Source organism: Streptococcus sp. 2154 (genome assembly GCF_013277255.1).
GTDB classification, from domain to species: domain Bacteria; phylum Bacillota; class Bacilli; order Lactobacillales; family Streptococcaceae; genus Streptococcus; species Streptococcus pseudopneumoniae.
The window spans coordinates 1-558 of record NZ_VMMK01000106.1 but is presented as its reverse complement, the minus strand read 5'-3'; the positions used below and the strand labels follow the sequence as shown (position 1 = coordinate 558).

At 28.9% G+C, this 558-nt stretch carries 1 protein-coding gene; it reads left to right on the top strand.

What is annotated here, in order from left to right; translation table 11 throughout:
* Positions 1 to 558, top strand: a 558-nt coding sequence (locus HT693_RS11690; RefSeq protein ID WP_172925206.1) for a restriction endonuclease subunit S, incomplete at both ends; no start/stop codon positions are given.

Below are 558 nucleotides of genomic sequence, written 5' to 3'. Positions count from 1 at the left end.
GAAACATTATGGGAAGTTTGCTGATGGAAGTATAAAAGAGTTTAAACATAATATACCTAAAGGATGGGCCATAGTTTATTTACCAGACATTTGTGCATTAGAGGACGGCTCAATAAAAAGAGGTCCTTTTGGTAGTTCTATAACAAAGTCAATGTTTGTTCCGAAAGGAGAACATACATATAAGGTTTATGAACAAGGTAATGCTATAAGAAAAACTATAGATTATGGAGACTATTGGTTAAAAGAGAGTGATTATATACGTTTAAAAAATTTTTCAATAAAAGCAGGAGATATTTTAATATCTTGTGCAGGTACTATTGGAGAAATCTTTCAAATACCTTCAAATTATTATAATGGAGTTATAAATCAAGCATTATTAAAACTTACGTTAAACTCAGATATAATAGATTCACAGTATTTTAAATGGATGTTTACGAGTTTGATTAATACACTAAAAGAGCATTCTATAGGTTCAGCGATAAAAAATTTAGCTTCAATAAAATTTTTAAAATATGAAGTTCCTATGTTATTACCTCCCCTATCCGAACAAAAATGCAT